Source organism: Mesorhizobium sp. M0276 (genome assembly GCF_040321755.1).
Taxonomy (GTDB): Bacteria; Pseudomonadota; Alphaproteobacteria; order Rhizobiales; family Rhizobiaceae; genus Mesorhizobium.
In genome coordinates, this window is sequence record NZ_JAMYSC010000004.1 from 96,730 (window position 1) to 120,804 (window position 24,075).

A 24,075-nucleotide genomic window follows, 5' to 3' on the forward strand; every position below is an offset into this window, starting at 1 on the left:
GGTCAGTCCTGACGTATCGAGAGGTTTTCCCGCGTCCTAACAGAGGCGGGCAAAATGCTCAACGCCGCTGGCGCGCAAACCAGACGCTCGCGGCAAACAAGGCCACGAAACCAAGCGGAAAATAAAGCCGGATGCCAAGTACGACGAACTGATAGAGCGCAATCAACGTCGTGAAGACGAACTGCAGGGCCCAGGTATGGGTGAAAGCAGGTGCATGCCACTCCGCATAGTAGGAGCGGTACTGCAGGGCGAACAGCCCCGCCGTCAAGCCGACCGTCGCTGCGGCGAGGCACACGAAGGCCGCCGCGAAGGCGACCTCCCAGCGCCTGCCCTGTGAGACCAGCTTCGCGGCAAACAGGCCAATCGGAAAGGCCAGCGCACCTCCCACAGCAAACAGCAAGGTGACGATGCGGATTTTCGCCGGCGTCTCCCATTCGTCCAAGAACAGGTTGACGAGTGCGCTGGCCCCCATCGTCGCCGCCCACATCAAGGCGCCGAAAAATGCGATGCGAAGTTCTGGCATCGCGTGGCGAACGCGGCTCAAGACGCGGTCGCGCCTGGCGGGTTGAACAGGGAGTGTCACAGGCGGCCGGTCACCGCGATCCAGCGAAAGTCCGGCCCCTCAAAACCGTATTGGCGCACCGCGATCAGCACCGCGTAGGCGCTGAGACTGTCCATTGAAAAGGTTTGCACAGCGCCGATGCGATAGCCATTCGGGCAACCCCGGCTTTTCGGTATTGCCTTGTCCTCATGCAGCAGCTTGGTGGTGCCGCCATCCTGCGCTTCGATACGCAGCAAGCGAAAACCGTTGATCTCGCCCTGGCTCTCGCAGCCTTGGGTGTTGTTCATGCCCAACTCGTCCAGCCGGAACTCGAGCGGCTGGTCGACGGCTGAGAAGATCGGGCGCGGGTTGACCGCTATCCGGTGCGGATCGGCCGAAAGCTCGGTCACCGGGTTGAAACCAGCTGTTATGCCGCGGTTGGCGCTCAGTTCCGCCTCACCGACAATGGCTTCGCCCTTTTGCCGGGCCTGAAGGCGCGCTGCTTCCAGTTTGGCGTTCTCGTCCTCGAGCCGTACCCGGATCGGCGTGCCCTTGAGAAAGCTGTCGGTGCTGGTGTCGATATAATAGCGGTTGGCGTAGGGAAAGCCCGATCCGTCCTGCACGCCATATTCCTCGAAAGCGAAGACACCGCCGTCCTTGGTGAAGCCCAGGATTTCAAGTTGGGCAACGTCGCCGGCACGGGCAGCCATCGATGTCGCAAACTGTCCAATCAGGGCAACTGCAAACAGAAAGAGCATTCGCATCGGTCTTCACCCCTCGGCCGTGATCGTCTCCATCCACTACCACGACGGAATCAAAACGTCGCGCAGTGCCAAAGCCCGATGCATCCAATCGGCCCGTCATTTGTTATCGTCGGCAGTCCCAATGGAGAACCACCATGACCGACACCAGCAAAATTCGTGAACATATGGAAGTCGTCGGCGCCGATGGCGTGCATGTCGGCACCGTCGACAAGGTCGACGGCCAGCGCATCAAGCTGACCAAGGCCGATAGCGGTCAGGGCGCTCACAAGGGCCATCACCATTATGTTCCCGTGAGCCTCATTGCCGAGGTCGACGGCAACAAGGTGTGGCTGTCCGCGAATTCCGATGTCGCGGTAACCTTCGAGGAAGAAAAATCCGATCGGGTATGATCGAGGGCGTCTGTTTATCTCAGGCGCGATGACCAGACCGGAAACAGATCGTTTTCGGCCGGCATCGCGGCAAACACGCCGCGGCTGATGGCGCGTGCCATCGTGGCGCCGGCTGCGGCATAGAGGTCGATTGCCGCGTCGGAGGTGAGTTCGATACCGCTCGTGCCAGTTGCCAGCGCAAATACCAGGTCGCCATCGGCCGGCGTGTGCGTTGGCCAGATGGCGCGCACGAAGCCGTCATGCGCCGAGATTGCCAGGCGCTTTGCGGCAGCCTTGGTGAGAACCGCGTCCGTGGCGATGACGGCGATGGTGGTGTTGCCGCCGGTCTCCATCTGTCTGCCCATGTGCTTGTCGCGGTATTTCAGCAGGATCTGCTTCGCGTCGTCCGGCATCGGCGAGGGATAACCAAGCCCGCCGAATTCGTCGCCGATTTCGAACGGTGCTGCCCAGAAATGGCGGGTTCGGCCTGTTGTCACCGACCCGGTCGGATTGACGCCGGCCAACGCACCGATGGTGATGCCGTTGTCCAGCAGCGTCGAAGCCGAGCCGAGGCCGCCCTTCAGCCCCGAAGTCAGCGCACCGGTGCCGGCGCCAATGGTGCCGAGCTCGAAATCGGCAGCGGCGGTTTGCGCGGCTTCATAGCCAAGCTCGCGGTAGGGTGGATAAAGGCCCCAATCCTTGTCGCCGCCATTGCGCAGGTCGAACAGGATCGCCGACGGCACGATCGGCACGCGAAAGCCTCCGACCTCCAGGCCGATGCCGCGTTCGCGCAGTGCCGCCTGCACGCCGGATGCAGCGTCGAGGCCGAAAGCCGAACCGCCCGAAAGCACCACGGCGTGCACCACATCGACCGAATTGTGCGGTTCGAGCAGGTCGGTCTCACGGGTGCCCGGCGCACCGCCCAGGATCTGAACGCCAGCCACCGTCGGTCCATCGCAGAGCACGGTCGTCACGCCGGATTTCAGCTTGGCATCGGACGCGTTGCCGACGCGCAGTCCGGCAACGTCGGTGATCAGGTTGCGCGGGCCGGTGCGAAACATCAGTTGCTTTCCAAAGGCGCAAAGCGCGTGCCGTCGAATCGGAAGACGCGGTAGGGGCTCTGGCTCAGGTCGCCTTTTGCATCAAAGCGGATCGGCCCGATCGCAGTGGTGAAATCCTGTCCGGTCAGGGCCTCGGTCAGTGGCTTGCCCGAGCCCTCGGACAAGGTTGACGCCGTTTTGGCGATCTCGATCGCCGCGTAGGCGGGCAGCGTATAACCGTCTGGCACGACCTTCTGCGTGGCAAACGCCGACAATAGTTTGGGGTCGGCGACATCGGCCCATTCCGGCGGTGCGATCATCAATGTTCCCACGGCATAGGGCACGTCGCCGGTCGGTGTGCGGAGGTTCTCCCCGCCGGCAAAGACGATGCCGGCCTGGAGCTGTGCGGCATCCCGGCCCATGATGGCTATGTCGTCGCCGTCGCCGCCGGCAAACACATGCGTGGCGCCGGCCTTCTTCAGCCGGCCGATCATGCCGATCTGATTATCGAGCTGCGGCCGGAACGTGTCGACGAATACCGGTTTCAGCGCTGCCTGCTCGGCCGCCGCCCGCAACGTCTCGGCGATTTCGCGGCCATAGATGGTGCCGTCGTCGATGACTGCGAACAACTCGCCTTGCCACAGATGGGTGAGGGTGGAGGCGACGGCGTTGCGCTCATCGTCGCCGCGTGGCCCGAGGCGAAAGACCGGCCAGCCGGTCTTGGCGCGGCGGTCGGTCAGGCTTTCGGTTCGCACGCCAACGGTAATGACTGGAATGTTGGCATCCTTGAGGATCGGCATCGCCGCCTCGATCGCCTCGGTGCAAAGGAATCCGACCACGACATTGACCTTGGCTGCGACGAATTCCCTGGCCGCGGCAGCGCCTCCGTCCGCAGTGCAGGCGTCATCCACGATCTTGAGTTCTATGCCGTTCGCTAGGGCCGCCTGACCGGTGCCGGCCTCGATCTGCTTGCCGAGAATGGCCGATGGTCCAGAGAGAGGCGCTGAGACGCCGACCACCAGCGTCTGGGCATTCGCATCACTGGCCAGAAACAGCCAGAACAGCGCCGCTATCGTTCTTGTCCTGGGTCGCATTCGAGCGATGAGGTCCTCTGTGCCGGTCTTATGCTGCTGGCACCTATTTATCGCCAAGACCTAAAGCCTGCCCGACCTTGGTGCAACACGCGAATTTCGGGATATGGCTCAAGCACTTCGCTTGTGGCAGGCTATGTATGGCCATATATGTCGGTAGGATCCTGACCATGGAAAATATACGGTGCTGAAGAAGAACGAAATTGGGCCGCAGGCCTACCGCGACGCCATGAGCCATTTTGCCGGCCACGTCCATGTTGTCACCACCGATGGGCCGGCCGGCAAGCGCGGTGCGACGGTGATTGCGGCCTGTTCCGTGTCGGATACCCCACCGACCATTCTGGTCTGTCTCAACCGTGAAAATCCCAAGAATGAGCCGTTCGTGAAAAACGGCAGATTTGCCTTGAACACGCTGGCCTCGCACCAGGAGCCGCTGTCGATCGGCTTTTCCGGCATCACCGGCCTGCCGGTCGAGGAGCGCTTCGCGCTTGGCGAATGGGACGTGATTTCCACCGGCGCGCCAACTCTGAAGGGCGCGCTCGCCGTGTTCGACTGCGAATTGATCGACACCAAGGACCTGGCCACTCATCGTGTGCTTTTTGGCAAGGTGACAGGCCTGCGGATGGGCGATAATTTGCGGCCGTTGATCTACCACGCCCGCGGCTACCACGTTCTGGAAAGCGGAGCGCCGGCGTTCACGGAGAAAGAATGACCGAGCTGAAACCGCGCGCCGCGCCGCGGACGATCGATGAGACGCTCGATCTCCTGACCGGCGCGGATTATGTGGCGGATCGGTCGCTGGCGACCGTACTGTTCCTGTCGTTGCGCATGAAGCGGCCGCTGTTCCTTGAGGGCGAGGCCGGCGTCGGCAAGACCGAAATCGCCAAGGTATTGGCGCAGGCGCTCGGCCGTCGGCTGATCCGCCTGCAGTGCTATGAAGGCCTCGACGTCTCGTCCGCCGTCTATGAGTGGAACTACGCCGCGCAGATGATCGAGATCCGCATGGAGGAGGCGGTCGGCAAGGTCGAGCGCTCCGCCATGGAGCGCAACGTCTTTTCCGAAAAATATCTTATCCGCCGCCCGGTGCTCGATGCGCTTACCGGCAAGGCGGGGGCTGCTCCGGTCTTCCTGATCGACGAGCTCGATCGCACCGACGAGGCGTTCGAAGCCTTCCTGCTCGAAATCCTGTCGGACTTCCAGGTCACGGTGCCTGAACTCGGCACCATCAAGGCGGACGAGCCGCCGATCGTCATCATCACGACCAACCGCACCCGCGAGATCCACGATGCGCTGAAGCGGCGCTGCCTCTATCATTGGGTCGACTATCCCAATGCCGAGCGCGAGCTGGAAATCGTGCGCCGCAAGGTGCCGCAGGCCAATCAACGTCTTTCGGCCGAAGTGGTCTCCTTCATCCAGAAGCTGCGCCAGATCGAGCTGTTCAAGGTGCCGGGCGTCGCCGAAACCATCGACTGGGCCGGCGCGCTGACCGAGCTCGACAAGGTGGCGCTCGATCCTGAAACCGTATCCGACACGATCGGCGTGCTGTTGAAATACCAGGACGACATTGCCCGCATCGAACAGGGCGAAGGCCGGCGCATCCTCAACGAGGTGAAGGCCGAGCTTTCGGCGGCGGAGTAAGCGATGCCGATCCAGGAGCCGAAACAAGCGAAGGTCGACGGGCGGATCGCCGACAACATCGTCTATTTCGCCCGCACTCTTCGTAAGGCCGGCATGCGGGTCGGGCCCGCCTCGGTCAAGGATGCCATCGAGGCGGTTCTCGTCGCCGGCATCGGCTCGCGTGACGATTTCTACTGGACGCTGCACGCCGTGCTGGTGTCCAGGCATGAGGATCACGCCATTTTCGACGAAGCCTTCCGGCTGTTCTGGAAATCGCGTGAACTGATCGAAAAGATGCTGGCGATGTTTTCGCCGGTGGCGCCTGACAACAGGGAAAAGCAGAAGCCCCGCGCAGGCGAAAACCGCGTCAGCCAGGCGATGTTCGAAGGCCACCAGAAGAACCAGCCAGCCCAGGAAATCCCTGAGATCGAGGTCGACGCCCGCTTCACTTTTTCCGGCAACGAGGTGCTGCGAGGCAAGGATTTTGCCCAGATGAACGCGATCGAGATGGCCGACGCCAAGAAGGCGATCGCGCAGCTGCGGCTGCCTTTCGACATGGTGCGGACGCGGCGCTTCAAAGCTGATGCGCAGGGCGGCCGCGTCGATCCGCGCGCCATGATGCGCTCAGCCGCGCGCACCGGTGGCGAACTGATCCTGCCGAAATTCCGCTCAGCTCGCGAAGTTCATCCGCCGCTGGTTGTGCTGGCCGACATTTCCGGCTCGATGAGCCAGTACACGCGCATCTTCCTGCATTTCCTGCATGCGCTGACGGAAAAACGCCGGCGCGTGCACACGTTCGTTTTCGGCACCCGGTTGACCAACCTGACCCGGCAGATGCGCCACCGCGACCCCGATGCCGCCCTTGCCGATTGTTCGACGGCGGTCAGGGACTGGTCGGGAGGCACCCGCATTGGCGACACGCTGGCCGAGTTCAACCTGATATGGTCGCGCCGCGTGCTGGGGCAGGGTGCGGTCGTGCTTTTGATCACCGACGGGCTGGAGCGCGACGATGTCGCCGGCCTGTCGGAGGAAATGGAGCGCCTGCACAAATCCTGCAGGCGGTTGATCTGGCTGAATCCGTTGCTGCGTTTCGATGGCTTCCAGGCGCGCGCCCGCGGTGTCATGGCGATGCTGCCGCATGTCGACGAGTTCCGCTCGGTGCACAATCTTGATGCGCTCGCCGACCTCTGCGCGTCGCTGGACAAGAAGTCGGCACAGTCGGTCGACCCGCGCCGATGGATGGAAGTTGGCGCGAGACGTGCCGCATAGCCATATATCTGGAAAAACATACTCTCAGAGAAACGATCATGGAAAGCAGCATTTATCTGGATGAAGCCCGTGACCCCTTGATCATCGCGGAAGGCTGGATGAACGACGGCAAGGACGTGGCCATCGCGACAGTGGTCGAGACCTGGGGTTCGGCGCCCCGACCTGTGGGCAGCCATCTGGTCATCGACGCAGACGGCAATTTCCACGGCTCGGTTTCGGGCGGATGCGTCGAAGGCGCGGTGGTGACCGAGGCCATCGACGTCATCGACAGCGGCAAGGCCAGGATGCTGGAGTTCGGTGTTGCCGACGAAACCGCCTGGCAGGTCGGCCTGTCCTGCGGCGGCCGCATCAAGGTGTATGTGGAAAGACTGGGCTGATCTCGAATGGATCCCTATGCGCTGAAGACGCTTAACGCCGAACGACGCGCCCGTCGCGCGGCGATTCTTGTCACCGATCTCGGTGACGGCCGCGACCGCATTGTGCGCGAGGGCGATCAGGTCGCCGGCGATCTTGGAGCCGCAATCGCAAAAGCGCTCCGCACCGGCAGTTCCGGTTCGGTCGAGGCCGAAGGACGAACCTTCTTTCTCAATGCACATCTGCCACAGCCGCGTCTCGTGGTGATCGGCGCGGTTCACATCAGCCAGGCGCTGGCGCCGATGGCGAAAATCGCCGGTTACCCCGTAGAGATCGTCGACCCCCGCACCGCTTTCGCCACGCCGGACCGCTTTCCCGACGTGGCGCTCCATGCCGAATGGCCGGAGGATGTTCTGAAGCGACAGCCGCTCGACAGCTACACCGCACTTGCCGCCGTCACCCATGACCCGAAGATCGATGATTTCGCGCTGAAGGCCGCGCTGGATGCGAACTGCTTCTATGTCGGAGCGCTCGGCAGCAGGAAGACGCACGCCAAGCGTGTCGAACGCCTGCTGGCGCTGGGCGCAACTGCCGAACAGATCGCTCGTATTCACGCGCCGATCGGGCTCGATATTGGTGCTGCCAGTCCGGCCGAGATCGCTGTTGCGGTGCTGGCGCAAGCAATCCACGCCTTCCGTTCGCGCGGTCTCGATGCCTCCGCATCGGCTCCAAAATCGAAATCGATTTTGGAAAAGCACGATGCGTAGATTCAAAGTAGTAGAGCGTCCTTTGCGCGTCCAAAAGGACGCGCGGCGCTCTACGGGCGCGGCGGCGTGAAATTCGGGCCTATCCCGATCGAGGCGGCTGAAGGCGCGGTGCTGGCGCATGCCACCACCGCTGGTGAACGGCGCTTCCGCAAGGCGCACAGGCTGAGCGCCGAAGACGTGGCGCTGCTGCGGGCCGCCGGTATTTCTGAGATCGTTGCGGCTGTGCTGGCTGCCGACGACCTCGGCGAGGATGCCGCCGCGCAAGCGGTCGCCGAGAGCATGGCCTTTCGCGGCATAGAGGCCAGGTCGGCCGCGACCGGGCGGGTCAATCTCCATGCCAACGCGTCGGGCATCTTCACGGTCGATGCCGCGATGGTTGACGCCCTCAATGCCATCGATCCAGCCATCACCATCGCCACGCTGGCGCAGCATGCGCCGGTCGAGAAGGGCCAGATGGTCGCGACGGTGAAGATTATTCCGTTCGCGGTCAGTTCGGCGCTGGTCGACGCCGCGACAAAAATCTGCGCCGGCGGCGAGATCTTTGTCGTCAATGCCTACCAGCCGGTGCGTGTCGGCGTCATCCAGACGGTTCTGCCGGGCATCAAGCCAAGTGTGCTGGACAAGACGCTGCGCGTTACCGAAGCGCGGCTGGCGCGCACGGGCGGCAGGCTGACGGCGGAGCATCGTACGCCGCATGAGATCGCACCGGTGGCGGAAGCCACGGCCTCGCTGGCGCGAGACAACGACATGGTGGTGATCTTCGGCGCCTCGGCGATGAGCGATTTCGCCGACGTGGTTCCGGCGGCCATCGAGAGGGCAGGTGGGACTGTCATCCGCGCGGGCATGCCGGTCGATCCCGGCAATCTGCTGGTGCTCGGCACGCTCGACGGCAAGCGCGTCATCGGCGCGCCCGGTTGCGCCCGCAGTCCCAAGGAGAACGGCTTCGACTGGGTTCTGGATCGGTTGATCGCCGGCCTTGACGTGACTGCCAAGGATATTGCCGGCATGGGGGTCGGCGGGCTGCTGATGGAGATCCCGACACGCCCGCAGCCGCGCGAACCGCTGCCGGCGAAAAGCCAGCTCAAGGTCGGCATCGTGCTGCTGGCGGCTGGTCGGTCGAGCCGCATGGGCGGACCCAACAAGCTGCTGGCGTTGTTCGACGGCAAGCCGCTGGTGCAACGCACCGCCGAGCGGGCGCTCGGCTCGAAGGCTTCCGGCACGATTGTCGTCACCGGCCATCAGCGCGAGCGGGTGCGCGCCGCTCTGGCGGGCCTCGACGTGACCTTCGCCGACAATCCCGATTTTGCCGAGGGCCTGTCCACCTCGCTGAAGGCCGGCATTGCCTATCTGCCCGAGAGCTCCGCCGGTGTGATGATCGTTCTCGGCGACATGCCGGGAGTCGCGTCCGACGATCTCGACAGGTTGATCGACGCCTTCCGCAAGGCCGGCGGCAATTCGGTGGTTCGCGCTACACATAATGGCAAGCGCGGCAACCCGGTGCTTTTGCCGCGTTCGCTGTTTCCGGCGATCGCCCATCTGGAAGGCGACACCGGCGCACGCCATCTGGTCGAGACCGAAGGGCTCGATGTCATCGATGTCGAGATCGGTGCGGCGGCGTCTGTCGATGTCGACACCCGCGAGGCGCTGGAAAGCGCCGGCGGCGTGCTGCAGGATTGACAAACCCGAGCCGAATTACGCATGCCAGAGGGATGACTTCATCTTCCATGTTGGCGCTTTTACCCCCCTCTGGCCTGCCGGCCATCTCCCCCTCAAGGGGGGAGATCGGCAGTTTCGCCGATGGTGCTCGATCTGCAACTTTGGAGATTGGCGAAAGCCGAAGGCGCATCCAATCTCCCCCCTTGAGGGGGAGATGGCCGGCAGGCCAGAGGGGGGCGTGCCGCGCGTTCCTCACAGCAATGCTTTTCTTGGTTTCTTCAGCCACCCACGCCAATGCGCTCGAACTAAAACCCTTCAAGGACGATCTCTTCGCCTATCCGGCCACGCTGTCGTCCGACACCAATGGTGCTTACACCGTCATCGACTATCGCGAGATGCGCGACATCAACCAGCGTGACCAGGTGCCGGAGCGCCGGGTGAACGCCCAATACACCGACACCGGCGTTCGCAAGGTGCAGCAGGACCTGCTCTTGAAGACCGATGCCGGCGATGTCAGGCATATTGCCGTCGGCAAGACCGAGGGCGCCGGCATCATCGTGCTTTATCTGCACGGGCAGGGCGGCAGCCGCAAGCAAGGCGTCGACGACTTCACCTTCGGCGGCAATTTCAACCGACTCAAGAACCTGATGGCCGGCAATGGCGGCCTCTACCTCAGCCCGGATTTTTCCGATTTCGGTGACACCGGCGCCGCGCAGGTGGCGGCCCTGATCAATCACTATGCCGAACAATCACCGGGCGCAAAGATCTTCGTCGCCTGTGGCTCGATGGGCGGTGCCCTGTGTTGGAAGCTCGCCGCCCGCAATGATGCCGGCCGGCGCATCAACGGGCTGCTGCTGCTCGGCTCGCTATGGGACGAGAGTTTCCTGGCAAGCCCCGCCTTCAAGCGTCACGTCCCGGTCTTCTTCGGCCAGGGCAGCCATGACGTGGTTTTCCCGATCGAAAAGCAGGAAGCATTTTTCCGCTCGATCATCGCCAGATCGAAAGCCTATCCGTATCCGACCCGCTTCGTCCGTTTCGAGACCGGCACCCATGGCACCCCGATCCGCATGACCGACTGGCGCGGCACGCTCAACTGGATGCTGTCGAAGGCGCCTTGATGCATATCGGCCAAAGTGCAGTGGGTTTGGCGATCATGGCTCGGCCGATATCCTCTTGCTGGTGTAGACTGACATGATCCAACAACTCGGAAGCACGGCGATGGACGCTCGCCCCTTCAATATCCAGATTCCGAACGAACAACTTGAGGAGCTCCAGGACCGTCTTCACGCAACGCGATGGCCAGTTCCGCTAATCGAAACAGGCTGGAACGATGGGGCCGACCTGCCGTTCATGGAGCGCCTTGCGGATTACTGGCGAGATCGCTTCGACTGGAGAGCGCAAGAGGCGCGGCTGAACAGGCTGCCGCAATATCTGGCTAGGGTGAACAACCTGGATGTCCATTTTGTCCACCAGCTGGGCACCGGACCGGCGCCGCTGCCGCTGATCATCACGCATGGCTGGCCCGGTTCCTTCATCGAAATGGAACACATCATTCCATTGCTGACGGATCCATCTGCCCATGGTGGTGACCCGGCCGACGCTTTCCACGTTGTCGTTCCCTCGTTGCCCGGATACGGCTTCTCGCAGGCGCCGACGGAACCCGGCTTCCACTCCGGCCGCATCGCGGAGCTATGGGTGCAGTTGATGTGCGGGCTCGGCTATGAGCGCTTCGCTTGTCAGGGCGGCGACATCGGCGCCGGCGTCTCCGCCTGGATGGCACGGCTCTTTCCTGAAAACGTGCTTGGCGTCCACGTCAATTACATTCCCGGGAGCTATCGGCCACCCTTGGGTGCAGATCAGCCGCCTGTCACCGTTGAGGAACAGGCCTTTCTGGACAAGGCTGCGGCTTGGGCGGCAACAGAGGGTGCCTATGCCCATCTGCAGGGCACGAAGCCTCAGACGCTCACTTATGCGCTGACTGACTCGCCGATCGGCCTCGCAGCCTGGATGATCGAGAAGTTCCGTTCCTGGAGCGATTGCGACGGTGACGTGGAACGCGCCTTTGGCATGGACGCGCTCCTTACGGACGTTTCTCTCTACTGGTTCACCAATGCGCTCACCTCATCCTTGCGGCTCTACAAGGAGAATCGGCTCTCCCCTCTTGCGTTCAAGGCGCAGGAACGCGTTTCGCCGCCTCTTGGGGTAGCGCTTTTCCCCCGCGAGTTGCCAATGCCGCCGCGCTCCTGGGTGGCGAGGGTCTTCGACGTGCAGCGATGGACGCCGATGCCGCGCGGCGGCCATTTCGCTGCGCTGGAGGAACCGAAACTTCTGGTCCAGGACATTCGCGCCTTCTTTCGGCCAATGCGTTCGCGGCCTGAAACGAGAATGTGAACGAACGCGGCGTTCTTGAATCGAGTCTTGCCTACGGCGCGGTGTTGTAGTCGACAACCGTCTGCGGATTTTCCTCGCCGTCATAGGATGCATCGACGTCGTACTGGACCAGCGAAAAATCACCGTTGCGGAACAAATACGTGCCGGAGTCGGAGGCATCGCCGATGCCGCGCCATTTGTTGAACGTGGTGATCGTATGGGCGTCCGGGTCATAGTCGGAATTGGTGGCCCATCCCGTGGTGTGGAAGCCGATCACCGTCACGCTCAACAGCTTGCCGTCACTGTCGTTGTTCTCGTAGCGGATATCGGTCTCCGGTTCGGCGAACTGCAATTGCTGCACCGCCGAAAGCTCGTCGGTCATGTAGTAGACCGAATTTTCATTGTAAGCGGCGGCCGAACACGAAAAATGAAACAGCCGTGTTTCCTTGTCAGGATCGCCGGGCTGCGCATTCTTGTCCTTGTATTTGATCGAAAAGACCTCCGGCTCATCGGCCAGGAACTGCTTGTCGCATTGGTCGCCATACGTCGCCAGAAAGGCCTTCTTGGCCTTTTCCAGTGCCATGTCCTTCCTCGGCGGCGGCGGCCCGTCGCCGCAGCTTGGCGGCAATGCCTCTTCGAAATCGGCGGTGGAAGGCTTAAGCGCGCCTTTTTCGATGTGGATCGGATCGAAGGGCGGCGCGGCCTGGATTTGGGCATTCACCTGGCGCAGCGTATAGCAGCCGGCAAAGACCTTCTCGCCGCCGCTCTTGTCGGTGGCGCGGATGGCGACGGGGACGTTGTAGAAAATGCTGCCCGCGGCGCCTTCGTTCGAAACGGCCCCAGTCTCGACCTCGACTTTGTCGGTGCCGTCATAACCCTTGACAAAACTGTCGAAATCCTTAGCCGGCTTCGTATCTCCGAAATAGCCCCAGGCGCGGGCGAATTCATGCCGGTTGATGGCGCTGTAGAGCGAGCGGACAACCGCATCGGCGCTCGACCGATCATCGACATAGGGCGTTTCGGGGGTATCTTCGGCGGCCAGGGCCGTCAGGCCGATCGGGGCAAGGGCGAGAAAGGCAGTCGCTGCGAAAAGGGCGCGTCTCATCGGGAATCTCCGCTCGATAGGAGAGTCTATGGCGATTGCGGCAACGTGGTGACGCAGCGTCGGCGGTCTTGAAGAATCGTGCGCGAAGGCGCTACCTCGCGTCCGCCGGCGTTCGGCCGGACAGGAGATTTGACGTGGCAATATCGATGTATGAGGCATCCGTGCCTGTGTTTTCGGCCAGGCTGAAAGCACTTTCCAATGTGCTTGCGACCGCCGAACAGAATGCGATTGACCGCAAGATCGACCCGCAGGTGTTTTTGACGTCGCGGTTGGCGCCCGACATGTATGCTTTGACCCGACAGGTGCAGATCGCCACCGACCATGCCAAGGGGGCGCCGTCACGGCTGGCCGGCCGCGAGGTGCCCAGATACGAGGACAATGAGGCGAGTTTCGCCGATGTCCAGGCGCGCATCACGAAGACCCTGGAGCTTCTGGCGACATTTTCGGCGGCCGAGTTCGACGGTTCCGATGACAAGATAATCGAATTGAAGCTTGGCGGGCGCGAAAGCTCGATGCCGGGCATGCAGTATCTGCTGCATGTGGCCATGCCCAACTTCTATTTCCACCTCACCACGGCTTACGACATCCTTCGCCACAACGGCGTGCCGCTGGGCAAGGCGACATTCCTGGGATCGCGTTAAGGAATTGAGATTTGGAGATGTCCCGACTGATCCGGGACATCTCGCGGCTCGATACGTTTAGCGAGCGGACATTTCGCGGGCGACGCGGGGGAAATCGGCCGGCTTGATACCGATGTCGGCGCGGTCGGCGTTGCTCATCGCATAGAGCAGTGCGAGCGCCGAACGGTATCTCAGATGCTCCTGCGGCCGCGGCCGGGCGAACATTTCAGTGAAGAAACCCATGATTCAAGCCCCTAATTGGTCCTCCACGGCCACCAGTATAGCTGAATCGTGACGATTGTGCAGTGCAGCATTTGCATGCCTGCCATGCTTGGCGAAGTTTTTTCGCCATTTCCTGAACCGACCGAAACTTTTGGCCGACGCGTATCGTAGCCTCGAATGCTGGCTACATGGCCGGTTTTCCTCGCCACTCCTGGCGAATTCCGGACCGCATGAAAGTGCGGTCCGGCTTCTCATTTCTGGGGTTGAGGAGTTGAAGCGGCGAACCCGCGCAACGGCTAAATTCGTTAAGATCGACGGCATGCAATTTTAACGAGCCGGTTATATGCTCTGAAGCTTGCACAGTTGGGCAAGGGGAGGCAGACATCGGCACCGGCGCCAAGCGTGATTTCGCTTCGTTGCTCGACGACCTCTTCGTTGCCTCCGACAAGGGCGACGGAGTTGGGATCGACGATGCCGGCGCCCGTCCATCCATCCCGTTCGATTATCTCTCGGTGGCCGATGAACTTCATTCCGGCCGCATAAGAGTTTCCCCCACCGAATATCGCGAGGCCGGCGCCGATCTGGCGTCCGAATTCGCCGCCTTGCTCGATCATGCGAAGCTGGCTCTGGCAGGCGAAGAGCCAAAGCCCGAGGAGGAGCTGCCGCCGATCGATCCGGAATCCATCTCCGTCGAACTTGGTCTCAACCAGCCCAAGCAAATCGCCGATTTCAGCCGTATGCGCCGCAGTTTTGCCTTTGCCAATCATCCGGACCGCGTCGCGCCGCATCTGCGCCAGCGCGCCATGATCCGCATGCAGGTCGCCAACATGCTGATCGATGAGGCCAAGCGGCGCGCGGTGGCCGCCGCTCGCCGCTGAACGCCGCTGGCTCACGCAAAAGTCGGTCTGGCGAGGCTTGGAGAGCGCCTCTGGTTTCCGTAGGATGGGACTTCCTCCCCGCGCTGCCGCACCATTTTCCTCCGGAGCAGATTTCCATGCACAAACGCCGTCTCGGTCGGACCAACCTTCTTGTTACCCAGATCTGCCTGGGCTCCATGACCTGGGGCCAGCAGAACACCGAGGCCGAAGGCCATGCGCAGATGGACCTGGCCTTCTCGCGCGGCGTCAATTTCATCGACACCGCCGAACTTTACCCGATCCCGCCCAAGGCGGAGACGCAAGGGTGGACCGAAAAGATCATCGGCAGCTGGATGAAGGCCAACCGCAACCGCGATAAGGTGATCCTTGCCTCCAAAGTCGTCGGTCGCACGGCCAACCGGTGGTTTCGCGGCGACAGGCCGTCGCGACTGGTGCGCGCCGATATCTTTGACGCCATCGAAAAATCGCTGGCCAAGCTCGGCACCGACTACATCGACCTCTACCAGATCCATTGGCCGGAACGGGACATCCCTTGGGGCGCCAATCCGACACGCATCGGTGCTGTATCGCCGCGCGCCGATTCTGTCGGCGCACCGGCCGACGAAACACCGATCGCCGAGACGCTTGCCGTGTTCGACGATCTGGTGAAGGCGGGAAAGATCCGCCATTTCGGCCTGTCGAACGAGAGTTCCTGGGGCGTGATGCGTTTCCTTGCCGAGGCTGACAAAGGGATCGGCCCGCGCGTTGCGTCGATCCAGAACGCCTACAATCTCGTCAACCGCACTTTCGAGGTGAACCTCGCCGAGGTCTGCGAACGCGAGCAGGTATCGTTGCTTCCCTATTCGCCGCTGGCGCAGGGTTATCTGACCGGCAAATACGATCATGGCGCGCGCCCGCAGGGGTCGCGCTCGCAGCTGTTCAACCGCGGCCAGCGCTACGAGACGCCAGGTGCCGCCGAAGCACAACTCGAATACAATGGACTGGCGCGATCCTTTGGTTTGGAGCCGGCACTGTTCGCCAACGCCTATGTCTCAAGCCGGCCCTTCGTTACCTCCAACATCGTCGGTGCGACGACCCTTTCGCAGCTCGAGATGGCGCTTTCTTCCGTGGAAATCGTCTGGACCGAAGAGATGCAGAAGGCCGTGGATGCGATCCACCAGCGCGTCGGCAATCCCTGTCCCTGAACGGAATTGGATGTGGCCGAATACTCGATAATTCCAAGGGAGCGGGCGACAATGAATTTTCCGATAGAGCTGGTCCGCGAACGATTTCCGGCGCTGTCCCTGACCGACAAGGGCCGTCGCCGCATCTATCTCGACAACCCTGCCGGCACGCAGGTGCCACAGGCAGTAGCGGATGCAGTGTCGCGCTGTCTCTTGGCCACCAACGCCAACCTTGGCGGCTATTTCGAAACGACGATTGCCGCGCAGGCCGTCGTCGACGAGGCGCATCAGGCGATGGCCGATTTCCTCGGTGCGGCGAGCTCCGAGGAAATCATCATCGGCGCCAACATGACGACGCTGACCTATCACATGTCGCGCACGCTCGGCCGCGCGATGCAGCCCGGCGACGAGATCATCCTCACCCGCATGGACCACGAGGGCAACGTCTCGCCCTGGCTGCAACTGGCCGAGGATCTCGAGCTCGTCATGCGTTGGCTGCCGTTCGATGAAAAGAGCTGGCAGGTCGAAGAAGCAACGCTCGCTAGCCTACTTTCAGACAGGACGCGATTGGTCGCCTTGAACTATGCCAGCAACCTGACCGGCTCGATCAACCGGGTGAAGGCGCTGACCGCCATCGCGAAACAGACCGGTGCGCTGGTCTATGTCGACGCCGTCCAGTTCGCGCCGCATGGCCTGATCGACGTGCAGGAGCTTGGCTGCGATTTCCTGATCTGCTCGGCCTACAAGTTCTTCGGTCCGCACATGGGCATTTTGTGGGGGCAGCGCGACGTCATCGATGGCCTGAAACCTTACAAATGCCGCTGCTCGTCGAATGGGCTGCCGGAGCGGTTCGAACTGGGCACGCCGCAAATCGAGTTGATGGCCGGTCTCACGGCTGCGATTGATTACTTTGCCGATCTTGGCACGGCATCGGGCGAGGGTGGATCGCGAAGGCAGAAGATTGCCAAGGCGTTCGAGATGTCGATCGCCTACGAAAACCCGATGGCGCAACGCTTGATCGAAGGCCTGTCCGATATCGAGGGTCTGACCATCCACGGCATCACCGATCCGAAGCGGATTGGCGAGCGCGTGCCGACCGTCTCCTTCACCGTCGACGGCATCGTGCCGGAGACGATCGTGCGGCAGATGAACGCCGAAAACATTTTCCTGTGGTCCGGGCACAACTATGCCTGGGAGATCGTCCACCAGCTCGGCATTCCGGCCGAGCAAGGTGTCGTGCGCATCGGCATTGCCCACTACAATACGGCGGCCGAAATCGACGAGACGCTGGAGAGCGTGCATCGGGTCATCGCTATGCTCAGGCAGCAGCGACCCTGACGCCTGGCCAGGGTGAGATCACCGCGACTTGCCGCCGAAGCCGGTGAGGAAGGCGGTGAGATTGTCGCCGAGTTCGTCGCAGAGATAACCGCCCTCCTGGACGATCACCGTCGGTAGGCCGAGCTTGGCAATGGCCTCGCCGATGCGCGCGAAGCCCGGTGTCGTCACAGAAAGTCCGCCGAACGGGTCGCCCTCGAACGCGTCGAGGCCGAGCGCCACGACCAGCGCGTCGGGCGAAAAGGCATGGATGCGTTGGAATGCCACCTCGAGCGCTTCGAGAAACGCCGCATCAGTGGATTTGCGCGGCAGCGGCAAGTTGAAATTGTAGCCGAGGCCAGCCCCTTCGCCGCGCTCGTCGGCATGGCCCCAGAAGAACGGATAGAAGCGCACCGGATCGGCATGCAGCGAGACGGTGAGAACATCAGGCCGTGCATAGAAGATGCCTTGCGTGCCGTTGCCGTGATGAAGGTCGACATCAAGGATCGCGACGCGCGAAGCTGTCCTGCGCAAAACCTGCGCGGCCACAGCCGAGTTGTTGATGAAACAGAAGCCGCCGGCGACATCGGCAAAGGCGTGGTGACCGGGCGGTCGGCACAGCGCGTAGGCGGCCGGCGCGCCTGACATTACCACTTCAGCGGCTTCGACCGCGCTCCAGGCGCTCCACAGCGCGCTCTGCCATGTCTCGCCGGAGATCGGGCAGGCGGTGTCGGCCATGTGGTAGCCGGCTTGGCCGACCGCCGAGGCCGGATAGGAGCCGCTGCGCGCGATCGGGTGGATGTTGGGGATCACTTCAGCAGACGCGCCGTCGATGCGCTGCCAGCGCGTGTAGATATGCTCGAGGAAATCCAGATATTCCGGTGTATGCACCGCTGCGACCGGTCCGAGCCCGTGATTGCGCGGCCGCACGATCTCGCAGCCGGCTGCTTTTGCGCCGGCCAACAATCTCTCGACGCGTTCCGGCTGTTCCGGATTGGGCCGCGCCGCACCGCTCGAAAGAAAGGCCTTGGGATCGTGGCGCTTCTGTTCCTCGGCATAGAAAGCTTTCATACCTGCTCCCCATTTTCGGTCGCATCGGCGAAGGCGAAAAAGGCCTCGCCGGTGATCTTCTGCGTCTGCTCGTAGCTCGACCAGGCGATGCCAAGCCTTTCATAAAAGGACTTGGCACCCTCATTGTCGGTGTCGACGGACAGACGGAGATAGGCGCCGCCGTCTTTCCGGCACTGCGCCGCAACGTGCCGCAGCAGCCGCTCGCCGATCTTGCGGCCGCGAAAACGGTCCTCGACATAGAGGTCCTGCACATAGACACCAGGCCGCCCCATCCAGGTCGAAAAGATCGGGAAATATAGGCAGAGACCGGCGAACTCGCCGCCGACTTCGGCGATCAGGGTCGAAAAGGCGGGTTTTTCGCCAAAGCCGTAGGTGCGTAGGTCGTCTGGCGTGGAGATGATCTCTTCCGGTGCCCCGATGTGGGTCCCAAGTTTCAGGATCGATGCGTGGATGTTATCCACGTCGTCGATCCGGCCGGGGCGGAGGGCGATTTTGGGCGAGGCAGTCATCGGAGGTCCGGCGTCCGGGCGCCCCCCTCTGTCCTGCCGGACATCTCCCCCTCAAGGAGGGAGATTCGCAGCTTTGGCCTTGCCACCCATCCCCTGACGTTGGAGATTTGCGAAAGCCGTTGTGACAGCCAATCTCCCCCCTTGAGGGGGAGATGTCCGGCAGGACAGAGGGGGGCGGGACTGGACGCCATCATCTCAATCACATCTCAAAACGCCACCCGGTCGCCGCCCTTCAGCGCCAGCATGTCGCGCGCTTCGGCGGGGGTGGCGACCTCGAGCGACAGCCCATCGAGAATGCCACGGATGCGGCGCACTTGATCGGCATTGGATTTCGCCAGTTGACGGCCGTCATAGAGACTGTCCTCCAGCCCGACGCGGACATTGCCGCCCATCGCCGCGGCGATCGAGATCAGCGGCATCTGCTGGCGGCCGGCGGCCAGCACCGAGAACTGGTAGCTGTCGCCGAACAGTTTGTCGGCGATCCGCTTCATATGGACGAGATTGTCCGGGTCGGCGCCGATGCCGCCGAGAATGCCAAGGACAAACTGGATGAACAGCGGTCCCGACACCAGCCCGCGGTCGCGGAAATGCGCCAGCGAATAGAGATGGCCGACGTCGTAACATTCGAATTCGAAGCGCGTGCCGCAGCCCTTGCCCAGCCTTTCCAGCACGCCTTCCATGTCGGCGAAGGTGTTCTTGAAGATTGTGTCCCGCGTCGCTTCCAGCAGCTTCGGTTCCCACTCGTGCTGCCATTCCCGTGGCTTGTCGAGCATGGGAAACAGCGCGAAATTCATCGAACCCATGTTGAGCGAGCACATTTCTGGCTCGGCGCGCAAAGGGGCAGCCAGCCGCTGATCCAAGGTCATCAGCGACGAGCCGCCGGTGGTGATGTTGATCACCGCATCGGTCGCCTGCTTGATGCGCGGCAGGAACTGCATATAGACGTCCGGATCGGCGGTCGGGCGGCCATCCCTGGGGTCACGGGCGTGCAGATGCAGGATCGATGCGCCGGCCTCGGCCGCGGCGATCGCGTCGGCGGCGATCTGGTCCGGCGTCACCGGCAGATAGGGCGACATCGACGGCGTGTGCACCGAGCCGGTGACGGCGCAGGTGATGATGACTTTTCGCGAGGCCATTCCGTTCCCCTCAGCCTTCGACCGGCAGGTCGAGCTCGGAGGCGAGAACGTCCAACGAGTCGCCGATGATGGAGACGATCTCTGCGACCTGCTGCCTTGTGACGATCATCGGCGGCGCGACCATGAAATTGTCGCCGTCGACGCCGCCCTTGACCTTGCGGCCATAGATGATCAGCCCGCGCCCATACGCGAGGTCGAGCAGCCTCTCCGTGGCCTTCTTGGTCTGGTCGATCGGTTTCAAGGTCTCGGGATCGGCGACCATCTGGGCGCCGGTGAGCAGGCCCTTGCCGCGCACGTCGGCGATGAACGGAAACCGCTTGGCCAGCGCCTTCAGCCCATCCATCAGCACGTCGCCCATGGCAGCCGCGTTGGCGATCAGGTCGAGCCGGTCCATTTCACCAAGGACAGCCAGGCCGGCGGCGCAGGCCAGCGGGTTGCCGGCATAGGTATGGCCGTGCTGGAAGCCGCCGGAGGCAAGCAGCGGCTGCACCAGCCGCATCGGTGCGGCCAATGCGCCAAGCGGCGCATAGCCCGAGCCAAGTCCCTTGGACAGCGCGACAATGTCGGGCTTGCAGTTCCAGTGATCGCCGCCGAGGAATTTGCCGGTGCGGCCGGCGCCGCTCATCACTTCATCATGGATGAGCAAGATGCCGTAGCGGTCGCAGATCTCGCGGATGCGCGGATAATAGCTGTCCGGCGCCACCAGGGCTGAGGTGGCAGCACCACCGATCGGCTCCATGATGAATGCGACCACGCTGCCTGGGCCTTCCGCAAGGATCTTCTCCTCCAGCATGTCGGCATAGCGGATGCCGCGCTGTTCCATAGAAAGGTTGTCGCGGTCGCGCCAGGCGTTCGGCGCCGGCACGGACGGCATCACCCGCATCATCGGCTCGAACGTTTCGGCAAGCGCATCGTCGCCGGTGATCGACAGCGAACCCAGCGTGCCGCCGTGATAGGAGGGAAAGCGGGTGATCACCTTCCAGCGGGTGGCCTGGCCTGTGGCGACGGCCCATTGCCGCGCCAGCTTGATGCAGGATTCCGTCGCTTCCGAGCCGCCCGAGACGAAGAAGATACGGTCCATGCCTTCCGGCAGCTTGCCGGCGAGCTCCCGCGCAAGCTCCTCCGCCGGCTCGTTCTCGAAATGCAGCCGGTAGGCGAAGGTGGCGCGATCCATCTGCCGCTTCATGGCGTCCAGCACATTGCGGTTGGAATGGCCGATATTGGCGACCATCGGGCCGCTCGATCCGTCGATGAAGCGGCGGCCGTCCTGCGTCCACATGTAGATGCCCTCGGCGCGGTCGATCAGCGGCCGGCGCAGGCTCGACAGATAGAACAAATGCGATTCTCGCCGGGCTTCCGTGTCTTGAGCGGCGGTCTGGGCTTTCGACATGTCAGGACTTTCCGAGGTAACGATCGAGGACATTTTTTGTGACGCGTTCGACCATCGGGTCTTGTCTTAGCAGGCCGGCGACCCATTCGCAGCTTCCGGCGTGGAACACCTCGCCCTTGCCGCGCGGGAAATTGACGATCATGCCGTTGCCGCGTTTGACCTTTTCCAAATTGGCATCGCTCGCCTCGCCGAACAGCGTTTCGGCGGTGAAGCGACCATCCTCATCGGTGAGGAACTGGTCCTCGATTGGTATATCGGCACTTTCTTCCACCTGACTGGCCATGCCGACGGCGAGAACCTGCAGGCCATCAGGCGCGCCGCTGGTTTCCGTGGGGTAGGGCAGGCCGTCGCGTATCTCGAAGTCGAGCCCGTCGACCTCATAGCCATAGACATGGCTGTCGGCGCCCAGCAGGTCGCCATAGTAGATGCCGGTGCCGGCGAAGGCCCAGTGCTCCGGCCGGTAGACCGGGAAGCCGCGCACGCCGCGCGGCGCGCAACCGCCCCAGCCGGCATAGACGCCGCGCGTCGCATTGAGCCCGAAGGTCGCCGAACCAGGCCGGCCGATTTCCGGCGCTTCCCAGGAATTGGTGGCGCGGGTGACATCACCGCCGCGATAGACGGGATCTTCGGCGCGCGCGCGGTATTTGTAGCAGACCTGCCGGCGACCCTCATCCTCCAGCCGCGTCTGCCACATGAAATTGCCGGCAAAACGCGCCGCATGGCCGCCGCGGGTCACATAGGTGTCGACGGCGTCACGCATCTCCCAGGTCCAGTATTCGTCATGGCCGACGAAGACAACGCAGTCATAGCCGTCGAGAATTTCCGGCGAAAAATGCAGATCGTGCTGGCTGGCGAGATCGACCTCATAGCCGGCCCGTTCGGCGAAGCGGAAGAAGTGGCTGTCATAACTGGCCCAGCCGGACGAAGCGTATTTCTTCGAATGGCCGGTGGCGAGCGCCCATTCCATGTGCGGATAGCGCGGCACCGTCTTCGGCGGCACGGCGACTTCCAGCGGCACGCGCGGCGCATCCTTCGGCAGCACGACGAAGCCGCGGCACCAGGGGCGCTGCGTCGACACGATGGGCGAATACTGGTTGCGGTCCGGCCCGGTGATACCCTGGTAGTGGTTGGAGCCGCCCCAGGTGTTGTAGGCGAGCCAGGTCCCGGTCGCCGCCACCTGCAGCACACGGCCGGGCTTCTTTCCGGGCAGGGGCGCGGCGATGAAAATATGGTGGCAATGGATCGGCTTGCGGTCACGGCCATCGGCGGTCAGCGTCACCCGGTAGGCGCCGGATGGCCAGTCCGCCTCGACGCGGAATTCGAACGAGGCGTCCCAGCCGCAGCCTTCGACCGAACATTGGTCGGGCGTGTCCTGCCTGCGCGCCGCGATACCCGTCTTCTCGAACACCTTGGTCTCGGTGCCACCGTCTCGGACGATCTCAATGTTGAACTGCGAGGCCGTCGAACTGACATGGAGCGCTGCCGTTTCGCCGGCGCGATAGGAAAACCGGTCGCTGTAGCACCAGATCTCGCCGCGCTCGCCATCCATGCCAGGCCATTCATAGTAGTGGCCGCGCACCGCGTGCCGGCGCTGCTCGGGCGTCAGTCCGAAATCGGGGAACTCGGTCGGCAGTTGGGTCATGAACACCGGAGAAGTTCGAAGGCCGCCATTTCGGCGATCTGCCGGTCCAGCGTCAAATGGAAACGATCGGGCCAGCATTCGTTAGCCGCGCCCTTGGCCCCCGTGGTCAAAGAGACTATCTCCACAAAGGGCGGCGTTTCCGCCACGGGGGTCGGCATGCTCAGAGTGCAAAAGGTCAAGGTCGACGAGATCTACGTGCCGACGGCGCGCAAGAAGACGCTGCATCCCGAGACTGTCCGCCATCTGGCCGAGGACATTCTCGAAAACGGCATGAAGACACCGATCCAGGTCCGCCATGACGGCAAGCGTCATATCCTCGTCGAGGGCCTGCATCGGCTGGAAGCGGCAAAGTGGCTCGGCGAGACCGAGATCGAGGCCTATCTGGTGCAAGCCAAGCGCCACTGACACGTCGACAAGAACACCGGTTTCTCGATCAGATATGCTGTCTTAACAAGTCGAATGCCCCGGCGACCGGCGGAAACGCGCCCATCGCTTCGCTCGGCGGTTTCATGCGCCAGAGCCGCGATTACTCCGCCGAAGATGCCATCATGACTTCAGTCCCACCCACATCACCATAATCGATGACGTTGTATCAAAGCTTTTGAATTGACCCAATCGGCTCCGCCGCTACCCTTGCGGCTTATTCTCCCCAGCAACGGATCCCGGCGATGGCAAGATATGAAGGCGGATGCCTGTGCAAGGCGGTGCGCTACCGCACGGACGCGGCTCCCATCAACGAACGCGTCTGCCATTGCCGGGTGTGCCAGAAGGCGATCGGCGCCGCGTTCAACGCACGCGTGCTGTTTCGCATCGACGATTTGACGGTCGACGGGCCGCTGGCGACGATAAACTCCTCGCCGGACCTCAAGCGTGGCTTCTGCCCGAGTTGCGGCACGACGATGTTCTCTCGCCGCGATTCCGCAGGCATCATCGGCATCACCTCCGGTTCACTCGACGACCCCACAGTTTTCAAACCGCAAATGCATATCTTCACGGCCTCGAAGCAGCCCTGGCTGGTGCTCGATGACGGCCTGCCGCAGCACGAAGGCGCCCCGCCGCCAGGTTGACGCTTTTCCTTCTCCTCTTGTGTGAAAGGAAAGAATCCCCTGAACAAAATTTAATCCAAATCAACACGAGATAGCCGGCAAAGCGTCATTGGCGGGCCATCTTTGTCTTCCTATTTACGGG

The 24,075-nt window shown here is 62.6% G+C and carries 26 protein-coding genes; 15 read left to right on the forward strand and 11 right to left on the reverse strand.

The features are described 5' to 3' along the window. Nucleotides 1-58 precede the first annotated feature (58 nt). Both NKJ01_RS05125 and NKJ01_RS05130 read right to left on the reverse strand, forming a co-directional pair. A complete protein-coding gene (locus tag NKJ01_RS05125) occupies nt 59-523 on the reverse strand; it encodes a hypothetical protein (RefSeq protein ID WP_352726732.1) in 465 nt (154 codons plus the stop codon). A 56-nt stretch (nt 524-579) separates the two neighbouring features. Then, a complete protein-coding gene (locus NKJ01_RS05130; protein ID WP_352726602.1) occupies nt 580-1,305 on the reverse strand; it encodes a DUF2259 domain-containing protein in 726 nt (241 codons plus the stop codon). A gap of 134 nt (nt 1,306-1,439) precedes the next feature. On the opposite strand from NKJ01_RS05130, the gene NKJ01_RS05135 reads away from it, so the two are divergent. After that, nucleotides 1,440-1,694: a DUF2171 domain-containing protein gene (locus tag NKJ01_RS05135; RefSeq protein WP_352629121.1), complete on the forward strand. Its 255-nt coding sequence runs from the start codon at nt 1,440-1,442 to the stop codon at nt 1,692-1,694. 14 nt (nt 1,695-1,708) lie between these two features. Here the strand turns inward: NKJ01_RS05135 and NKJ01_RS05140 are convergent, their stop codons facing one another. Both NKJ01_RS05140 and NKJ01_RS05145 read right to left on the reverse strand, forming a co-directional pair. After that, entirely contained in the window at nt 1,709-2,734 is a 1,026-nt protein-coding gene (locus NKJ01_RS05140) for a P1 family peptidase (protein ID WP_352726604.1), read from the reverse strand. After that, on the reverse strand, nt 2,734-3,807 hold the full coding sequence (locus tag NKJ01_RS05145; protein ID WP_352726606.1) for a branched-chain amino acid ABC transporter substrate-binding protein: 1,074 nt from the start codon (nt 3,805-3,807) through the stop codon (nt 2,734-2,736). The genes NKJ01_RS05140 and NKJ01_RS05145 overlap by 1 nt, the downstream gene beginning before the upstream one ends. 181 nt (nt 3,808-3,988) lie before the next feature. Here NKJ01_RS05145 and NKJ01_RS05150 point away from each other — a divergent pair, with 181 nt between their 5' ends. From NKJ01_RS05150 to NKJ01_RS05185, 8 genes are all read left to right on the forward strand, one after another. Next, complete coding sequence (locus NKJ01_RS05150; protein ID WP_352726608.1) at nt 3,989-4,516, forward strand: flavin reductase; 528 nt, start codon at nt 3,989-3,991, stop codon at nt 4,514-4,516. Further along, a complete protein-coding gene (locus NKJ01_RS05155) occupies nt 4,513-5,442 on the forward strand; it encodes an AAA family ATPase (RefSeq protein WP_352602640.1) in 930 nt (309 codons plus the stop codon). The genes NKJ01_RS05150 and NKJ01_RS05155 overlap by 4 nt, the downstream gene beginning before the upstream one ends. Nucleotides 5,443-5,445: 3 nt before the next feature. Next, a complete protein-coding gene (locus NKJ01_RS05160) occupies nt 5,446-6,690 on the forward strand; it encodes a vWA domain-containing protein (protein ID WP_352726610.1) in 1,245 nt (414 codons plus the stop codon). Between the two features lie 38 nt (nt 6,691-6,728). Next, entirely contained in the window at nt 6,729-7,067 is a 339-nt protein-coding gene (locus NKJ01_RS05165) for an XdhC family protein (RefSeq protein WP_352726611.1), read from the forward strand. 6 nt (nt 7,068-7,073) lie between these two features. Continuing rightward, the gene (locus NKJ01_RS05170) at nt 7,074-7,811 is read left to right on the forward strand and encodes an XdhC family protein (protein ID WP_352726612.1); all 738 of its coding nucleotides are present in this window, start codon (nt 7,074-7,076) and stop codon (nt 7,809-7,811) included. A 66-nt stretch (nt 7,812-7,877) separates the two neighbouring features. Next, a complete protein-coding gene (locus tag NKJ01_RS05175) occupies nt 7,878-9,488 on the forward strand; it encodes an NTP transferase domain-containing protein (RefSeq protein WP_352726613.1) in 1,611 nt (536 codons plus the stop codon). Nucleotides 9,489-9,727: 239 nt separating this feature from the next. Continuing rightward, the gene (locus NKJ01_RS05180; protein ID WP_352726614.1) at nt 9,728-10,585 is read left to right on the forward strand and encodes an alpha/beta hydrolase; all 858 of its coding nucleotides are present in this window, start codon (nt 9,728-9,730) and stop codon (nt 10,583-10,585) included. A gap of 100 nt (nt 10,586-10,685) precedes the next feature. Beyond that, entirely contained in the window at nt 10,686-11,858 is a 1,173-nt protein-coding gene (locus NKJ01_RS05185; protein ID WP_352726615.1) for an epoxide hydrolase family protein, read from the forward strand. A 31-nt stretch (nt 11,859-11,889) separates the two neighbouring features. On the opposite strand, the gene NKJ01_RS05190 is transcribed toward NKJ01_RS05185, so the two are convergent. Then, a complete protein-coding gene (locus NKJ01_RS05190) occupies nt 11,890-12,942 on the reverse strand; it encodes a DUF1176 domain-containing protein (RefSeq protein WP_352726616.1) in 1,053 nt (350 codons plus the stop codon). Between the two features lie 134 nt (nt 12,943-13,076). Here NKJ01_RS05190 and NKJ01_RS05195 point away from each other — a divergent pair, with 134 nt between their 5' ends. Further along, nucleotides 13,077-13,583: a DUF1993 domain-containing protein gene (locus NKJ01_RS05195; RefSeq protein ID WP_352726617.1), complete on the forward strand. Its 507-nt coding sequence runs from the start codon at nt 13,077-13,079 to the stop codon at nt 13,581-13,583. A gap of 57 nt (nt 13,584-13,640) precedes the next feature. Here NKJ01_RS05195 and NKJ01_RS05200 read toward each other — a convergent pair whose 3' ends face one another. Next, entirely contained in the window at nt 13,641-13,805 is a 165-nt protein-coding gene (locus NKJ01_RS05200) for a hypothetical protein (protein WP_352726619.1), read from the reverse strand. Nucleotides 13,806-14,200: 395 nt separating this feature from the next. On the opposite strand from NKJ01_RS05200, the gene NKJ01_RS05205 reads away from it, so the two are divergent. From NKJ01_RS05205 to NKJ01_RS05215, 3 genes are all read left to right on the forward strand, one after another. Beyond that, nucleotides 14,201-14,662 carry a hypothetical protein gene (locus NKJ01_RS05205; protein ID WP_352726620.1) on the forward strand — a complete coding sequence of 154 codons (462 nt, stop codon included), beginning with the start codon at nt 14,201-14,203 and terminating at the stop codon, nt 14,660-14,662. Nucleotides 14,663-14,778: 116 nt separating this feature from the next. After that, a complete protein-coding gene (locus NKJ01_RS05210; protein ID WP_352726621.1) occupies nt 14,779-15,846 on the forward strand; it encodes an aldo/keto reductase in 1,068 nt (355 codons plus the stop codon). 51 nt (nt 15,847-15,897) lie between these two features. After that, on the forward strand, nt 15,898-17,163 hold the full coding sequence (locus NKJ01_RS05215) for a cysteine desulfurase-like protein (protein WP_352726622.1): 1,266 nt from the start codon (nt 15,898-15,900) through the stop codon (nt 17,161-17,163). 18 nt (nt 17,164-17,181) lie between these two features. Here the strand turns inward: NKJ01_RS05215 and NKJ01_RS05220 are convergent, their stop codons facing one another. The 5 genes from NKJ01_RS05220 to NKJ01_RS05240 form a co-directional block, all read right to left on the reverse strand. Next, nucleotides 17,182-18,210: a histone deacetylase family protein gene (locus tag NKJ01_RS05220; protein ID WP_352726623.1), complete on the reverse strand. Its 1,029-nt coding sequence runs from the start codon at nt 18,208-18,210 to the stop codon at nt 17,182-17,184. Beyond that, nucleotides 18,207-18,719: a GNAT family N-acetyltransferase gene (locus NKJ01_RS05225; RefSeq protein WP_352726625.1), complete on the reverse strand. Its 513-nt coding sequence runs from the start codon at nt 18,717-18,719 to the stop codon at nt 18,207-18,209. Before NKJ01_RS05225 ends, NKJ01_RS05220 begins: the two co-directional genes overlap by 4 nt. Before the next feature lie 206 nt (nt 18,720-18,925). Further along, nucleotides 18,926-19,855, reverse strand: a complete 930-nt coding sequence (kce, locus tag NKJ01_RS05230; protein WP_352726627.1) for a 3,5-dioxohexanoate:acetyl-CoA acetone transferase — start codon at nt 19,853-19,855, stop codon at nt 18,926-18,928. Nucleotides 19,856-19,865: 10 nt separating this feature from the next. Beyond that, on the reverse strand, nt 19,866-21,245 hold the full coding sequence (locus NKJ01_RS05235) for an aminotransferase family protein (RefSeq protein ID WP_352726628.1): 1,380 nt from the start codon (nt 21,243-21,245) through the stop codon (nt 19,866-19,868). 1 nt (nt 21,246) lies between these two features. Beyond that, nucleotides 21,247-22,887: a N,N-dimethylformamidase beta subunit family domain-containing protein gene (locus tag NKJ01_RS05240; RefSeq protein WP_352726629.1), complete on the reverse strand. Its 1,641-nt coding sequence runs from the start codon at nt 22,885-22,887 to the stop codon at nt 21,247-21,249. Nucleotides 22,888-23,043: 156 nt separating this feature from the next. Between NKJ01_RS05240 and NKJ01_RS05245 the strand changes: the two genes are divergently transcribed. Together NKJ01_RS05245 and NKJ01_RS05250 are read left to right on the forward strand one after the other, a co-directional pair. Then, nucleotides 23,044-23,292: a ParB N-terminal domain-containing protein gene (locus NKJ01_RS05245; RefSeq protein ID WP_013532091.1), complete on the forward strand. Its 249-nt coding sequence runs from the start codon at nt 23,044-23,046 to the stop codon at nt 23,290-23,292. A 263-nt stretch (nt 23,293-23,555) separates the two neighbouring features. After that, on the forward strand, nt 23,556-23,954 hold the full coding sequence (locus NKJ01_RS05250; protein ID WP_352726630.1) for a GFA family protein: 399 nt from the start codon (nt 23,556-23,558) through the stop codon (nt 23,952-23,954). The last annotated feature ends 121 nt before the right edge of the window (nt 23,955-24,075 follow it).

What these genes read in the sequence shown, in the direction of transcription:
- NKJ01_RS05125 (WP_352726732.1), bottom strand. Translation starts at nt 523, where the DNA reads ATGCCAGAACTTCGCATCGCATTTTTCGGCGCCTTGATGTGGGCGGCG.
- NKJ01_RS05130 (WP_352726602.1), bottom strand. Translation starts at nt 1,305, where the DNA reads ATGCGAATGCTCTTTCTGTTTGCAGTTGCCCTGATTGGACAGTTTGCG.
- NKJ01_RS05135 (WP_352629121.1), top strand. Translation starts at nt 1,440, where the DNA reads ATGACCGACACCAGCAAAATTCGTGAACATATGGAAGTCGTCGGCGCC.
- NKJ01_RS05140 (WP_352726604.1), bottom strand. Translation starts at nt 2,734, where the DNA reads ATGTTTCGCACCGGCCCGCGCAACCTGATCACCGACGTTGCCGGACTG.
- NKJ01_RS05145 (WP_352726606.1), bottom strand. Translation starts at nt 3,807, where the DNA reads ATGCGACCCAGGACAAGAACGATAGCGGCGCTGTTCTGGCTGTTTCTG.
- NKJ01_RS05155 (WP_352602640.1), top strand. Translation starts at nt 4,513, where the DNA reads ATGACCGAGCTGAAACCGCGCGCCGCGCCGCGGACGATCGATGAGACG.
- NKJ01_RS05160 (WP_352726610.1), top strand. Translation starts at nt 5,446, where the DNA reads ATGCCGATCCAGGAGCCGAAACAAGCGAAGGTCGACGGGCGGATCGCC.
- NKJ01_RS05165 (WP_352726611.1), top strand. Translation starts at nt 6,729, where the DNA reads ATGGAAAGCAGCATTTATCTGGATGAAGCCCGTGACCCCTTGATCATC.
- NKJ01_RS05170 (WP_352726612.1), top strand. Translation starts at nt 7,074, where the DNA reads ATGGATCCCTATGCGCTGAAGACGCTTAACGCCGAACGACGCGCCCGT.
- NKJ01_RS05180 (WP_352726614.1), top strand. Translation starts at nt 9,728, where the DNA reads ATGCTTTTCTTGGTTTCTTCAGCCACCCACGCCAATGCGCTCGAACTA.
- NKJ01_RS05185 (WP_352726615.1), top strand. Translation starts at nt 10,686, where the DNA reads ATGGACGCTCGCCCCTTCAATATCCAGATTCCGAACGAACAACTTGAG.
- NKJ01_RS05190 (WP_352726616.1), bottom strand. Translation starts at nt 12,942, where the DNA reads ATGAGACGCGCCCTTTTCGCAGCGACTGCCTTTCTCGCCCTTGCCCCG.
- NKJ01_RS05200 (WP_352726619.1), bottom strand. Translation starts at nt 13,805, where the DNA reads ATGGGTTTCTTCACTGAAATGTTCGCCCGGCCGCGGCCGCAGGAGCAT.
- NKJ01_RS05210 (WP_352726621.1), top strand. Translation starts at nt 14,779, where the DNA reads ATGCACAAACGCCGTCTCGGTCGGACCAACCTTCTTGTTACCCAGATC.
- NKJ01_RS05215 (WP_352726622.1), top strand. Translation starts at nt 15,898, where the DNA reads ATGAATTTTCCGATAGAGCTGGTCCGCGAACGATTTCCGGCGCTGTCC.
- NKJ01_RS05220 (WP_352726623.1), bottom strand. Translation starts at nt 18,210, where the DNA reads ATGAAAGCTTTCTATGCCGAGGAACAGAAGCGCCACGATCCCAAGGCC.
- NKJ01_RS05225 (WP_352726625.1), bottom strand. Translation starts at nt 18,719, where the DNA reads ATGACTGCCTCGCCCAAAATCGCCCTCCGCCCCGGCCGGATCGACGAC.
- kce (WP_352726627.1), bottom strand. Translation starts at nt 19,855, where the DNA reads ATGGCCTCGCGAAAAGTCATCATCACCTGCGCCGTCACCGGCTCGGTG.
- NKJ01_RS05235 (WP_352726628.1), bottom strand. Translation starts at nt 21,245, where the DNA reads ATGTCGAAAGCCCAGACCGCCGCTCAAGACACGGAAGCCCGGCGAGAA.
- NKJ01_RS05240 (WP_352726629.1), bottom strand. Translation starts at nt 22,887, where the DNA reads ATGACCCAACTGCCGACCGAGTTCCCCGATTTCGGACTGACGCCCGAG.
- NKJ01_RS05245 (WP_013532091.1), top strand. Translation starts at nt 23,044, where the DNA reads ATGCTCAGAGTGCAAAAGGTCAAGGTCGACGAGATCTACGTGCCGACG.
- NKJ01_RS05250 (WP_352726630.1), top strand. Translation starts at nt 23,556, where the DNA reads ATGGCAAGATATGAAGGCGGATGCCTGTGCAAGGCGGTGCGCTACCGC.